Origin of the sequence: Roseibium salinum (assembly GCF_026240905.1) — a bacterium.
Lineage (GTDB): Bacteria > Pseudomonadota > Alphaproteobacteria > Rhizobiales > Stappiaceae > Roseibium > Roseibium salinum.
Map to the genome: position 1 here is coordinate 49,132 of NZ_JAPEVI010000003.1, position 12,422 is coordinate 61,553.

A 12,422-nucleotide genomic window follows, 5' to 3' on the forward strand; every position below is an offset into this window, starting at 1 on the left:
ACACCATATGAGGCCGGGCCTCGTTTCACGGGGCCTGTGGAGGCCCGTCAACGTGCCCCCGCGCAGACAAGCCGGGCGCGGATGCCAAAGCAGGAAATCAGGCGGTGATAGTCACCTTCCTGTCAGCCGAAGGCGTAGCGGGTCAGAACCGCTCCGGTGTCCATCGGCTTGACCTCCAGAAGCTTCAATTTCGTCTTGAGCGCATGGCCTTCGAACAGTCTGCATCCATGACCGAAGAGCTCGGGCAGCGTCAGCAGCCACATTTCGTCGACAAGGCCGCTGCGCAGGGCTGATTGGGCGGTGATGGCTCCGGCAAAGAGGACAATGTCCTTGCCCGGCCGCTGTTTCTCGCGCGCAATCAGGTCTTCCAGCGGCGCATCCGCGAGGAACGAGTTTTCCCAGCCCGAGACATCCTGCACGGTCCGCGAGAAGACGATCTTGCGGCTCGTGTTCATGAAACGGGCGACCCGCCTGATCGGTGCGGGCAGGTCTTCGTTCATGCCGGCCGCGGACCAGAACTCGGCCAGCTTTTCCCAGGACGTCCGGCCTAAAATCAGCGTGTCGAAGGCTTCGGGCATCCGGTCCGTCCATTCATCGAGATCGGACGACCAGTCCGGGCCGATGAACTCGCCTCCGGCAACATTGATGAAACCGTCCAGGCTCTGAAACATCGAGATGACAAGTTTTCGCATCTCTCAATCCGCTTGTAGTTTGCAACTGGTTGAATTGTTGTCTGATCTGCGTGCATAGTGCAAGCAGAATTTTTGGGAGTATCATATGGACCGCCGTTCCGGGTGCCCGATCAATCAGTCAATCGAGATCCTTGGGGATCGCTGGAGCTTCATCGTCTTGCGGGACATCATGTTCGGCAATTTCCGCAGCTACCGGGAGCTTCTGACGAATTCGCTCGAAGGGATCGCCACGAACATTCTGGCGGCCAGGCTGAAACATCTGCAGGCGGAAGGGCTGGTGACGATCGCATCGGATCCGCTGCACAAGCAGCGCAAGGTCTACAGCCTGACGGAAAAAGCCATCGCTCTCGTGCCGGTGATGGCGCAGCTCGGCGTCTGGGGCGTGCAGTATCTGACGCCGTCGCCGGAACTGGCGATCCGCGCGAAAGTGCTGGCGGCTGGCGGACCTGAGATGTGGGAGGATTTCATGGGCGAGCTCCGCGAGATCCATCTCGGCAAGAAGCGGTCCGCGGGCAGCCGGTCGGTTCTGGCGGAACTGCAATCCGCCTACGAAGAGGAAGTGCGCAAAAGCTCAGGCAGTGAAAGGGAGTCTTCCTGAGGCGGTATTTTGGCTGCCCGGCATCATGGAACGCAGGTTTTTGCGATGCCGGGGCGGATCACGACCCGATTGCGCGTCGAAGACCCTCAAAAGGGGGAAGCCTGCCGGTGCCATGCCGACAGGTTCAGTCCAGCTCTCCGGGGACGGCGCGCTGGCGCAGGTTCGACGCGGGGTCGGGATGCGGGATCGATTTTTCCGTGCCCGGGCGTATCCGGCGGCCGGAGTCGTTCTCATCGTTGGGGTTGGCCATGGCTGCGGCGACGACGAGAGCGGTGGCAAGCAGCATGCCGAAAAAGATCGCCTGCAAAAGCGGGCGGGCTTCACGCAAGTCGCTCCTGTAGGGACCGGGTGCGCGGTTATTCTGTTTTCCAAATCGGGGCATGTTCAACGACAATCGGTAAAACCTATGGCAGGTCCGGTTAGGGCATTAAGGGTTGGATCAAGGCGTTTGATTTCAGGAGTTGCCAGGGAAAAGCGGAGTGATCCGGTTGTTGCGGCCTGTCGCGCGGGACAGATCTCCAAACACGCGCAGACCGAGCCGGCAGGTCAGCGTTGCCATTGCGACGAAAGCGGTAAGCGGCAGCGCGAGCGCCGGTTCCAGGGCAAGCAGCATCAGGATCAAAGCGCCGCTCGCCAGCATATAAAGCAATGCCGACGGCAGGCTTGAGCCAAGTGTCCGTTGGGACACGGCGTGCGAATATGGTGACTGCATGGGTGCCTCCGTCATCCTCGATAGCTGCCACTCTTCGGGAAAATTGCGCCATCACGCAGACGCGATTCAGGCTTCCGCCGTGTGTTTTCGTGACTTTTTTGCGGCGGTTCGAATGGCCGGAAATGCAGGACATTTCCAAGGCTCCGGACAGGCCTGCACGGGCTTCCTTTGAGGACGGAATGCACGCAATACGCTGCTGTTTAAGTGATACAATTCTGGGTTTAGAGATCTGTGCCCCGTCTCGACTTCCGGCGGTCGTGCGGCAGCAGATTTCCCGGGTTGCCTGCCGCGGCAAGCGGGATCGCGCCGGCATCAGCATTTGCATAATTAACCGCACGTAAAATTAGCAATGAAGTATCTATGAAATGGGTAAATACACTCGTTTAAACTTGCAGGTTTTTCCGGTCTGCATTGATTTTACAGTAGGGTTTTAATGTTTGTTTGCTTTTGGCGGGCACATTCGGTCGCGAGCTCGCAATGGATGAGTTCTTGAAAGACAGGTCGGGCACGGAATGACAAGCAACGCAGCGCAAAGCACGATGGCCGCACATCCACTGGAACCTGTGAAGCCTTCAGAGGCGCCGCAAACAGAGGCTCGGGAAACAGAGGCGCCGCAAAAGAAAGAGGGTGAAGCGCCGGCTCTTTCCCTGGCCGGACTTCAGTTCTTTATCGCCGATATCAGCCGGAAGACAATTCTCTGGCACGAGATCGGGTCGCAGAGTTTCAACAGCGAGGTCAAGGACCTTCAGGAAGCGCCCTCCAACGAGGCCTTGCGCCACCTGTCGCCGGAAGACCGGAAAACCATCCTTCATCTTGTGCAAGGTGCCATTCGCGAAGGAAGGGCAGGGCCGTTCGATGTGGGTGGAGGCGTGGATCACCGCATTCCGGGTATCCCGATCGTCGCCCACCGTTACGAGCTCCCGGACGGCCGCATCATTGCGATCTGTTTCCCTTCCATCGGTGAGGATGACGACAATCCGGGCCGTGTCATCCTCGGGCTGGCGCCCATTCTCCAGCACTTCGTCGCCTCCTCCAACCGGGTGGTGCTGCTGGTGGACAATTTCGGCTATGTTCGCTTTGCCAGCGAAGGCTTCGTCAAGTCCTTCCAGATCGAGGATGCCCGTCTGATCATCGGACGCAATATCGCGCATATCCAGAAAAGGGTCGGCCGGACGATCGTTTCGCTCGCCCTGGCCGCCCTGACCCGCAGGGCGAGCGCGACGGGGCGCGGCAAGTTCCTGCTTGCCAGCAACGACAGTCTCGAGCTCAGCTATGACGCCATGTATTTCCGCATTGGCGGCACGGTCGGCGGCGTCCTGTTCTCCGCAGGCCATGCGGGCGGAGATGTCGACTTCGCCAAGGTATTCGAGATCTGCAGCGCGCCGATCCTGATCGTGAACGCAAAGTCCCGGGTCATCGTTGCCGCCAACAACGCGGCCATGAAATCCTTTCACCTGACGGCTGAAATTCTCGACAACAAGTCGATTTCCGAAACGCTGCTGCATCCCAACAGCTTCACCTCGTTGATGGAGGCAGCCGAGCAGGGCTCCGATCTTCCGGTCTCCGTTCCGGTCAATCTGCTGAACGGCCAGACCAAGAAGAAGCGGTTCAAATGCAGCCTGCTCGACACCGACAAGAAAGAACCGAAGCTGATCCTGGAAACGCGGACCTGAGTGCAGTCTCGGCCACCCGACGCCTGATCGGCGCAGCAGCGGCCCAAGGGCGCGAGAAAACCGCCTTGCCGGCGCTCTAGGGACTTGTCTTCCAAGGCGCACGGTTCTAGGGTCCGCGCGCTGTTATTCCCGTTTCCCCTGGAGGACATTATGGGCTTTATTGCTGACGCATTGGCGCGTGTTAAACCTTCTGCGACCATCGCCGTCACCAACAAGGCTCGCGAGCTGAAAGCCGCAGGCCGTGATGTGATCGGCCTCGGTGCTGGCGAGCCCGATTTCGACACGCCGGAGAACATCAAGGCGGCAGCCATCAAGGCCATCAATGAGGGCAAGACCAAATATACCGCCGTTGACGGTATTCCCGAGCTGAAGGCCGCGATCGCGCGGAAATTCGAACGGGAAAACGGCCTTGCCTACGACGTCAACCAGATCACGGTCGGTACGGGCGGCAAGCAGGTGCTTTACAATGCACTTGTGGCGACGCTGAACCCCGGTGACGAGGTTATCATTCCGACCCCCTACTGGGTGAGCTATCCGGATATGGTGCTCATGGCCGGCGGTCAGCCGGTCATCGTGGAAGCCGACAAGACCACGTTCAAGATCACGCCGGAATCGCTCGATGCGGCCATCACCTCGCGCACCAAGTGGCTGATCTTCAACTCTCCGTCCAACCTCTCCGGCGCCGCCTATACCGACGGCGAGCTGAGGGCGCTGTGCGACGTTCTGGCCAAGCATCCGCATGTCTGGGTCATGACCGACGACATGTACGAGCACCTGGTCTATGACGACTTCAAGTTCACGACGCCCGCCCAGGTGAATCCGAGCCTCTTTGAGCGCACGCTGACGGTGAACGGCGTCTCAAAGGCCTATGCGATGACCGGCTGGCGCATCGGCTATGCAGGCGGCCCGGCGGAGTTGATCAAGGCCATGGCCAAGGTCCAGTCCCAATCGACCTCCAATCCCTGCTCCATCGCGCAGTGGGCGGCGGTCGAAGCGCTGAACGGGCCGCAGGATTTCATTCCGAAAAACAACGAGATCTTCAAGGCGCGCCGCGACCTGGTGGTCTCGATGCTCAATCAGGCCAAGGGCATCTCCTGCCCGGTGCCCGAGGGCGCGTTTTACGTGTTTCCGTCCTGCGCTGGCACGATCGGCCGTACGGCCCCCTCCGGCAATGTCATCGGAAACGATACGGATTTCGTGACCGAGCTTCTGGAGACCGAGGGCGTCGCCGTGGTGCAGGGCTCGGCCTTCGGCCTCGGTCCCAACTTCCGCATCTCCTACGCGACCTCCACGGACGCCCTGGAAGAAGCCTGCACGCGCATTCAGCGGTTCTGCGGCAATCTGAAATAAGGCCGGGAAAGCCCAGGGGAATCAGGGAAGGGCGGCATATGCCGCCCTTTCTGCTGTCAGGCCACTTCTCTCCAACATCTCTAGCGGTCATGCGCCGCAAGCCGTCGCGCTCAACGCGCCAGGCTCCGGCACCCCGATCCCGGATCGCCGCTTCGCTCCGTCCGGGAGGACGAGGTGGAGAAGAAGTGCTTGAAGCTGCCGGGCTCAGTCCTCCTTTTCCGGGCAGCTGGTGTTCGCCCCGGCGCACGGGCCGGGCGTGGTGTCCGGTTGCATGTTCTGGCGGTTGATCCGGTTCGTCCGGTTGAGACGGTTGCTTTCTTCGATCCGCTGCTGAACGGAAAAACCCTGTTGCTGGCGGTTGAGGTTCTGCCGCAACTGCTGCTCGGCGGAGGGCAGGCGGGAGCGGCCGGATTCCGGCATGCCGCGGAGCTGGTTGGTCTGCGCGGCGGACGCTTGCGGCAACATGAGCAGAAGCGCGGCTGCCGCTGCTGCCGCCCCTGCCGCCTGACGTCTGCAGGTCGGGCGCGTTCGCTTGGTCTGCATTTGACGGCCTTTCGTCGGTTGCAGGCAATCCTGCTTCCCATGAAAGAACATAGCGTATGTTGTCCTGCGTGCCATAGCGCAGGAGGAACAGAATTGCTGCGGTGCGGCGTAAGAATTCCTTGCGTCGGGGCCTTTTTCGGCGCGACGATGACATACCGCCCCTGGTCGATGGGCCATGCAGTTGGGTGACTGGCGCCTGAGAGTGCCGGGTTTTTGGCTCTCGATCCCATCCTGGGCGAGACGCGGCAGGCCCGCGTCGTTTGTCGCCGGCCGCGCCGCGTTGTTACGGGGGTATTCCTCGAACAAACGGGAGACGCACTATGGCAATCAGTACAAACGGAAAGGGATCGGCCGCGGACGGTGCTCCGCGCTGCATCGCTCTAGTCGGTCCGTTCGGCAGCGGCAAGACCAGTCTTCTGGAATCCTTGCTGGCGCGAACGGACACAGTGGCCCGCCAGGGAAGCGTTGGGGACGGCAACACGGTTGGCGATGCTTCGCCGGAAGCGCGCGCCCATGGCATGAGTGTGGAACTCAATATTGCGGACGCGACCTATCTGGGGGACCGGTTTGTATTCGTCGATTGCCCGGGCTCCGTGGAATTCCTGAGCGAGATGGACGGCGCCCTCAGTGGAGTAGACCTGGCTGTTGTCGTGGCTGAGGATGATGAGCGTAAGGTCCCGGCCTTGCAGCTGATCCTGAAAGCTCTTGAAGCCCGCGCCATTCCGCGGGTTTTGTTTTTGAACAAGATCGACAAGAGCACCCGCCGGGTGCGCGATGTGCTGGGCCTTTTGCAGCCGGCTTCCGCCGTGCCGCTGGTCCTCCGCCAAATTCCCATCTGGGAAGGCGGCCAGGCGACCGGATTTATCGATCTCGCCCTGGAACGGGCCCATGTCTACCACGAGAAGGAGCCGAGCACGCAGATCGACATGTCCGACGAGGACCGGGCGCGCGAACATGAAGCCCGCTTCACCATGCTGGAGCATCTGGCCGATCATGACGATGATCTGATGGAAGCACTGCTGGAGGATATCGCGCCGGACCGGGACCGGGTGTTTGCCGATCTCGTCAATGAAATGCAGGACGGACTGATCTGCCCCGTCTTCTTCGGCTCCGCGGAGCATGGCAACGGTGTCAGCCGTCTGCTGAAGGCCCTGCGCCACGAAGTGCCGCAGGTGGACCGGCTTGCACAGCGGCTGCTGGGTTCTCAGGAACGGCAGTCGCTGCAGGTGATCAAGACGCTGCACACCCAGCACGGCGGCAAGCTTTCGATTGCGCGCATCCTTGAAGGACAGGTATCCGACGGGGACAGCCTGTTCCGCAACGGCGTCGAAGAGGTCAAGGTCTCCGGCCTGTTCTCGATATTCGGCCAGCAGGCGAACAAGATCGCCACGGCGGGAAAGGGAGATCTGGTGGCTCTCGGGCGGCTGGACAGCGTCCAGACCGGAGATCTGCTCGCCCAGGATACCGGCGAAATGAAGAGCCTCTACACTCCCGAACCCCGGCCTCCGGTTCTGGCGACCGCCATTGCCGCCGCGCAGCGCAAGGACGAGGTCCGTCTGTCCGCCGCGCTCGCGAAAGTTGCCGAAGAGGATCCCTCCCTCACCATCAGCCAGAACCAGGTGACGGCAGAGACGCTGCTTGCCGGACAGGGGGAAATGCATTTGCGGGTTGCCCAGGAACGGCTTTCGGGGAAATACGGGCTTGATATCGCGGCCCACACGCCGCATCTGCCTTATGCTGAAACCATTCGCTCCGGCACCAGGGTGCGCGGGCGTCACAAGAAGCAGTCGGGCGGACATGGCCAGTTCGGGGATGTCGTTCTGGAAATCGCGCCGCTGCCGCGCGGCGAAGGCGTCCAGTTCAGCGATACGATCACGGGCGGCGTCGTTCCCAAGCAGTATATTCCCTCTGTCAGGGACGGCGTCATGGACGCCCTGCAGCGCGGACCGCTCGGCTTCCCGGTCGTGGACGTGTCGGTGTGCCTGACGGACGGTTCCTATCATTCAGTCGACAGTTCCGACCAGGCTTTCAAGATGGCCGGCATCCTGGCTATCCGTGACGGGTTGTCCGAGTGCAAGCCGGTGCTGCTCGAACCGATCGACAAGGTCGTGATTGCCTGTCCGAGCGATACCACGGCCAAGGTCAATGCCATCGTCTCGACACGGCGCGGGCAGCTGCTCGGCTTCGATGCGCGGCCGGACTGGCCGGGCTGGGACGAGGTGCAGGCCTTGATGCCCGAGGCGGAAATCGGCGATCTGATCATCGAGCTGCGCTCGGCGACGGCCGGTGTGGCGAGCTACACGTCCGAGTTCGACCACATGGCGGAATTGTCCGGCAAGGCTGCCGATCTGGCGATGCAGCGTTCGGGGAAACAGCAGGCCGCCTGAGGCCGGGCTGCCGGTTCCGGCACATGGGCAGGGAGGGGCACTTGTGCCCCTCTTGTGGGCTCGCCGGACATCTGGAAGACAGTGCAAAACGACCTGCAGGAACGGCGGTGCCTTGCCGGGCAGTTGCCCATCACGGTTTGCGTGTGCGTGGTCACCAGGGCGTTATTTGCCATTGAAGACCTTTTCGGCTTCTCTCAGGCGACATGGGAGATACGCGATGAAGATCTTGAAGAGGCGCAGCTGGGAAATTCCCGAGCGCGAGGCCACGCCGGAACATGTGTTTTTCAACCGCCGCCAGATACTGGCAGGGCTTGCCGGCAGCGGCGCGCTGATTGGCAGCGGTCTGGGGATGCGGCCGGCCTTTGCCGAAGAGAACCCGAGCGCCGGGCTGTATCCGGTGCCGCGCAACGAAGCCTACAAACTGGACCGCGAGATTACAAAGGAAGAGATAGCTTCCAAATACAACAATTTCTATGAATTCGGATCGCACAAGCAGATCTGGCCGGCGGCGCAGAAGCTCGAGATTCGGCCCTGGACCGTCGCGCTGGAAGGGATGATCGATAATCCGCAGACGCTCGGTATTGACGATCTGTTGGCCAGGATGCCTCTGGAAGAGCGGCTTTACCGGCACCGCTGCGTCGAGGCCTGGTCGATGGCGGTGCCCTGGTCCGGCTTCCCGCTGGCGGAGCTGGTCAAGCTGGCGGGGCCGCAGGCGGGCGCCAAATACCTGCGCTTCGAGACCTTCCTTGATCCTTCCGTCGCAAGCGGCCAGAAGCAGAGCTGGTATCCTTGGCCTTACGTGGAAGGCCTGACCTTGGAAGAAGCCACCAACGAGCTCGCGTTCATTGCCACCGGTGTCTACGGCAAGCCGCTGGCAAAGCAGTTCGGAGCGCCGATCCGACTGGTGACGCCGTGGAAATACGGCTTCAAATCGATCAAGTCGATCGTCAAGATCTCGTTCACCGATCAGCGGCCGGTCAGCTTCTGGGAGGAGATCCAGTCGAGCGAGTACGGCTTCTGGGCAAACGTGAACCCGGAGGTTCCCCACAAGCGGTGGCCGCAATCGACGGAACAGGTGCTCGGTACGGATGAGCGCCGCGATACGCTGCTGTACAACGGCTATGCGGAACAGGTTGCCGGAATGTACAAGGACCTGACCGACGAACCGTTATTCATGTAACGCCCCTGGCAGTTCGGTTATTCGAAAAAAAGCCGGGTCCTGATGGACCCGGCAGTTTGTTTGATTCACTGAAAACAGTGGAATCACCTTCCAGAGGGGAACAGCTGGTCAGGACATCGCTGGGAGGAGGATGCAATGTCCGGCGACCAACAGTGCTGCTTATATGCAGTGCACAAGCTGCATAAACAAGAGGCAGGGGTGCAGATCTGCTATGCAAAAACCGCAAAGCTTGACCACGAGGTCATACGCCAGGACGATGTTCTTTTGATCACAATCTGTTAGGTGCGGCGCCTTCGTTGGTTTCCGTGGCGAAAAGTTTTATTTCAGGGCTCAAAAAAATTTTGGAACGCAAATTGGAACCATCCAGCGCACAAAATCAGTTCAGATATTTTTCTGCCTAAAAGTTAATCTTCTGCGCGGTGTGTGTCATTGCGGGTCGAGTTTCAGGGGCAAAAAGCCAATGAAAATCATCGGCTTGATGCAGTGGCGGCTAAATTTTTGCCTTGCGGGATGCCGGCGTGCCGCAGACCCGGAAGACAGACCGTCCTGAACCTGCGGCCCAATGTCCTCCTGGTCACAGTTTCGGGCCTGGGACAATGCCGGCAGCGCAGAATGCTTGCGGTCCGGGCGGCCCGCGATTGCGTCTTTCACGGGCCGTCCCGGTGTCGAATCATCCTTGACCGGGCTCGACTGCCATGAACAGGGACGAGTCGTTCCGGGTGACGCGCAGCAACAGCGGCCGTTTTTCCTCACGGGCCTGGTCCCATGCACGCGACAGATCTTCCTCCGCTTCGACTGGGTTGCCGCCCGCCTCCAGGATAACATCGCCCTCCCGGATACCGGCCTCCGCGGCAGAGCCGGGCTGGACGTCCTGAACCAGCACGCCCCGGTCGTCCCGCAATCCGAGTTCTCGCCTGACCGGTTCGGGAAGTTCGGTTACGGCGAGACCCATCGGGCGCTGGTCGTCGTCGGCACCATCGCGCTGCACTTCGGCGGTTTCCTGAGGCATTTGCCGCGTGGCAAGCGTCAGCTCCATGGAGATGTCCTTTCCGTCACGGTGGACCGAGAGCGAGACGTCTTCACCCGGGGAACGGGCGGCCACGGCCCGGGAAAGCTGGCGCGGATCCTCGACCTTCTCGCCAGCGAACCCGACAATCACGTCGCCGGGCTCAAGCCCCGCCTCGGACGCCGGGGTATTCGGCCGGACCTCGCTCACCAGGGCTCCGTCGGTGGAGTCAAGCTGCAGTGCCCTTGCCATCGAGATCGGTGATGGGCTGCAGATTGACGCCGATGAAGCCCCGTTCGACCTTTCCTGTCTGGACCAGTTGGGAAACCACGTCGCGGGCCGTGCTGGACGGCACGGCAAAGCCGATGCCGATATTGGCGCCGCTGGGAGAGATGATCGCGGTGTTGACGCCGACGACCTTTCCCGACGCGTTGAACAGCGGCCCGCCCGAGTTGCCCCGATTGATGGAGGCATCGGTCTGGAGGAAGTTGTCATAGGGGCCGGAGCGGATATCGCGGGAGCGGGCCGAGAGCACGCCTACGGTCACGGTGCCTCCGAGGCCGAAGGGGCTGCCGATGGCGATGGTCCATGCGCCGGGCCGCAGCGCAGCGGAATCTCCCCACCGGGCGATCGTGAGATCCTCGGGCGGATCGATTTTCAGCACGGCCAGATCCGTCGCCGGGTCGGCTCCGACCAGTTCTGCGGTATAACTGGTCCGGTCGGACATCAGCACCTCGATTTCCTCAGCGCCCTCGACCACGTGGTTGTTCGTGACCACGTGTCCCTCGTCACTGATGAAAAATCCGGACCCGAGGGCGCTTCCCCGGTGTGGCGCCCGGCTGTCGGGCTCGCCCGGCGAGCCAAATCGCTCGGGAAGCAGGTCGCGGAGCTCTGGCGGGATCATTTCCTGCAGAGACCTTTGCGTTTCCACCGGGCGTTCGGCGGTGATGGCTACAACGGCCGGGCTCATGTTCTCCACGATTTCGGTGAAGTCTTGCGGCACGGCCTGGGCAGGAGACGCGACGGGAGCTGCCGCCAGGGCAAGGGCCAGGGGGGCGATCACGTATTGTGTGATCCTGGGCGTCATGGTTAGAACCTCCGTGTTCGGCGTTTCGATTGACTGCCCGCACTGTGAGCGAGCCGTGCCATGCGGCAGCGTTCCGGCGTGAAGCGGGCTCGCAAGCAGCGGCGACGGGCATCGTTACCGTGCGGGAACGAACAGGGGTCTTCGGCTGTTCCGTTTCTTTTCGGGAAGGGGCTGCCTGCCTGGTCCAGCCGGGCAGGGCGGGTCCGGCGATGCAGGCTTTTCAGATCGGGAACCGGCAGCCGGCGCGCGAAATCACGCGGTCAATGCTAAGAGGCCGTACTCTAATAGACCCATTTTTCCGCGTAGGTCAGCAGAAATTCACGGAAAGCGGTGACGCGGGCCGTGTTCTTGAGTTCGGAGGGATAGACGAAGTATGTGCCGAAGGAAGGCACCTTGTCTTCCTGGTCGGTCATCACGGGTACGATCTTGGAAGCCGGATCGATGATGTAGTCGGGCAGCATGGCAATGCCGACGCCGGTCTGTACCGCGCGCTTGATGGCGACAAGATTGTTGACCTTCAGGACTGAGCGTCGCGGATTGGTGGGCGCGCGCCCCGCCGTTTCGAGCCAGTTCATCGAGCGCAGATAGGCGGGCGTCTGTTCGCCGAAGGTGATGATGCGGTGATTGTCGAGATCGTCGATCGCGACCGGCGCGCCGAAGCGCTCCAGATATTCCGGCGCCGCGTAAACGTGAAAATGCACCGTGAACAGTTTGCGCTGGATGAGATCCGGCTGGGTCGGCTGGCGCAGCCGGATGGCGACATCGGCTTCGCGCATGCCGAGGTCGAGCTCGTCATCATCGAATATCAGATGCAGATCCACGTCGGGATAAAGTTCGACGAAATTCTTGATGCGGGAGGTCAGCCATGTGGAACCCAGCCCGACCGTGGTCGTCACGCGCAAGATGCCGGACGGTTTGTCCTTGCTGTCCGTAAGGTTGGACTGTACCGCATCCAGCTTCATCAGGACATCGCTGGCCGTGCGATAGAGCAATTCGCCCTGTTCGGTCAAAAGCAGGCCGCGGGCGTGGCGGTGGAAGAGGGGAACGCCCAGATCGTGTTCCAGCGAGCTGACCTGGCGGCTGACCGCTGACTGGCTCATGTGCAGGCTGTCGCCGGCATGGGTGAAACTGCCTGCCTGAGCGGCCGCATGAAAGATGCGCAACTTGTCCCAGTCCATGGGTGCCCCTCCGCAG

The 12,422-nt window shown here is 61.4% G+C and carries 12 protein-coding genes; 5 read left to right on the forward strand and 7 right to left on the reverse strand.

Annotated elements, in window-relative coordinates; translation table 11 throughout:
- Positions 1 to 122: 122 nt before the first annotated feature.
- Positions 123 to 692 carry a dihydrofolate reductase family protein gene (locus tag ON753_RS04615; protein ID WP_265961400.1) on the reverse strand — a complete coding sequence of 190 codons (570 nt, stop codon included), beginning with the start codon at positions 690 to 692 and terminating at the stop codon, positions 123 to 125.
- Between the two features lie 85 nt (positions 693 to 777).
- Between ON753_RS04615 and ON753_RS04620 the strand changes: the two genes are divergently transcribed.
- A complete protein-coding gene (locus ON753_RS04620) occupies positions 778 to 1,290 on the forward strand; it encodes a winged helix-turn-helix transcriptional regulator (RefSeq protein ID WP_265961401.1) in 513 nt (170 codons plus the stop codon).
- Between the two features lie 124 nt (positions 1,291 to 1,414).
- Here the strand turns inward: ON753_RS04620 and ON753_RS04625 are convergent, their stop codons facing one another.
- Together ON753_RS04625 and ON753_RS04630 are read right to left on the reverse strand one after the other, a co-directional pair.
- Positions 1,415 to 1,618 carry a hypothetical protein gene (locus ON753_RS04625; protein ID WP_265961402.1) on the reverse strand — a complete coding sequence of 68 codons (204 nt, stop codon included), beginning with the start codon at positions 1,616 to 1,618 and terminating at the stop codon, positions 1,415 to 1,417.
- Between the two features lie 126 nt (positions 1,619 to 1,744).
- Entirely contained in the window at positions 1,745 to 2,002 is a 258-nt protein-coding gene (locus tag ON753_RS04630) for a hypothetical protein (RefSeq protein WP_265961403.1), read from the reverse strand.
- Between the two features lie 539 nt (positions 2,003 to 2,541).
- Between ON753_RS04630 and ON753_RS04635 the strand changes: the two genes are divergently transcribed.
- Both ON753_RS04635 and ON753_RS04640 read left to right on the forward strand, forming a co-directional pair.
- Positions 2,542 to 3,675: a hypothetical protein gene (locus ON753_RS04635; protein ID WP_265961404.1), complete on the forward strand. Its 1,134-nt coding sequence runs from the start codon at positions 2,542 to 2,544 to the stop codon at positions 3,673 to 3,675.
- Between the two features lie 150 nt (positions 3,676 to 3,825).
- Positions 3,826 to 5,025, forward strand: coding sequence for a pyridoxal phosphate-dependent aminotransferase (locus tag ON753_RS04640; RefSeq protein ID WP_265961405.1), 1,200 nt, complete (start codon positions 3,826 to 3,828; stop codon positions 5,023 to 5,025).
- 204 nt (positions 5,026 to 5,229) lie between these two features.
- On the opposite strand, the gene ON753_RS04645 is transcribed toward ON753_RS04640, so the two are convergent.
- Positions 5,230 to 5,568, reverse strand: coding sequence for a hypothetical protein (locus ON753_RS04645; protein WP_265961406.1), 339 nt, complete (start codon positions 5,566 to 5,568; stop codon positions 5,230 to 5,232).
- A 320-nt stretch (positions 5,569 to 5,888) separates the two neighbouring features.
- Here ON753_RS04645 and ON753_RS04650 point away from each other — a divergent pair, with 320 nt between their 5' ends.
- Positions 5,889 to 7,955, forward strand: coding sequence for an elongation factor G (locus tag ON753_RS04650; RefSeq protein ID WP_265961407.1), 2,067 nt, complete (start codon positions 5,889 to 5,891; stop codon positions 7,953 to 7,955).
- A 217-nt stretch (positions 7,956 to 8,172) separates the two neighbouring features.
- A complete protein-coding gene (msrP, locus tag ON753_RS04655) occupies positions 8,173 to 9,135 on the forward strand; it encodes a protein-methionine-sulfoxide reductase catalytic subunit MsrP (RefSeq protein WP_265961408.1) in 963 nt (320 codons plus the stop codon).
- Between the two features lie 670 nt (positions 9,136 to 9,805).
- Here msrP and ON753_RS04660 read toward each other — a convergent pair.
- The 3 genes from ON753_RS04660 to ON753_RS04670 all read right to left on the reverse strand — a co-directional run bounded on the left by ON753_RS04660 (position 9,806) and on the right by ON753_RS04670 (position 12,406).
- Positions 9,806 to 10,351, reverse strand: coding sequence for a PDZ domain-containing protein (locus ON753_RS04660; RefSeq protein ID WP_265961409.1), 546 nt, complete (start codon positions 10,349 to 10,351; stop codon positions 9,806 to 9,808).
- A 19-nt stretch (positions 10,352 to 10,370) separates the two neighbouring features.
- Complete coding sequence (locus ON753_RS04665) at positions 10,371 to 11,228, reverse strand: trypsin-like peptidase domain-containing protein (RefSeq protein ID WP_265961410.1); 858 nt, start codon at positions 11,226 to 11,228, stop codon at positions 10,371 to 10,373.
- A gap of 281 nt (positions 11,229 to 11,509) precedes the next feature.
- The gene (locus ON753_RS04670; protein ID WP_265961411.1) at positions 11,510 to 12,406 is read right to left on the reverse strand and encodes a LysR family transcriptional regulator; all 897 of its coding nucleotides are present in this window, start codon (positions 12,404 to 12,406) and stop codon (positions 11,510 to 11,512) included.
- Between the last annotated feature and the right edge of the window lie 16 nt (positions 12,407 to 12,422).

What these genes read in the sequence shown, in the direction of transcription:
- ON753_RS04615 (WP_265961400.1), bottom strand. Translation starts at nt 692, where the DNA reads ATGCGAAAACTTGTCATCTCGATGTTTCAGAGCCTGGACGGTTTCATC.
- ON753_RS04620 (WP_265961401.1), top strand. Translation starts at nt 778, where the DNA reads ATGGACCGCCGTTCCGGGTGCCCGATCAATCAGTCAATCGAGATCCTT.
- ON753_RS04630 (WP_265961403.1), bottom strand. Translation starts at nt 2,002, where the DNA reads ATGCAGTCACCATATTCGCACGCCGTGTCCCAACGGACACTTGGCTCA.
- ON753_RS04635 (WP_265961404.1), top strand. Translation starts at nt 2,542, where the DNA reads ATGGCCGCACATCCACTGGAACCTGTGAAGCCTTCAGAGGCGCCGCAA.
- ON753_RS04640 (WP_265961405.1), top strand. Translation starts at nt 3,826, where the DNA reads ATGGGCTTTATTGCTGACGCATTGGCGCGTGTTAAACCTTCTGCGACC.
- ON753_RS04645 (WP_265961406.1), bottom strand. Translation starts at nt 5,568, where the DNA reads ATGCAGACCAAGCGAACGCGCCCGACCTGCAGACGTCAGGCGGCAGGG.
- ON753_RS04650 (WP_265961407.1), top strand. Translation starts at nt 5,889, where the DNA reads ATGGCAATCAGTACAAACGGAAAGGGATCGGCCGCGGACGGTGCTCCG.
- msrP (WP_265961408.1), top strand. Translation starts at nt 8,173, where the DNA reads ATGAAGATCTTGAAGAGGCGCAGCTGGGAAATTCCCGAGCGCGAGGCC.
- ON753_RS04665 (WP_265961410.1), bottom strand. Translation starts at nt 11,228, where the DNA reads ATGACGCCCAGGATCACACAATACGTGATCGCCCCCCTGGCCCTTGCC.
- ON753_RS04670 (WP_265961411.1), bottom strand. Translation starts at nt 12,406, where the DNA reads ATGGACTGGGACAAGTTGCGCATCTTTCATGCGGCCGCTCAGGCAGGC.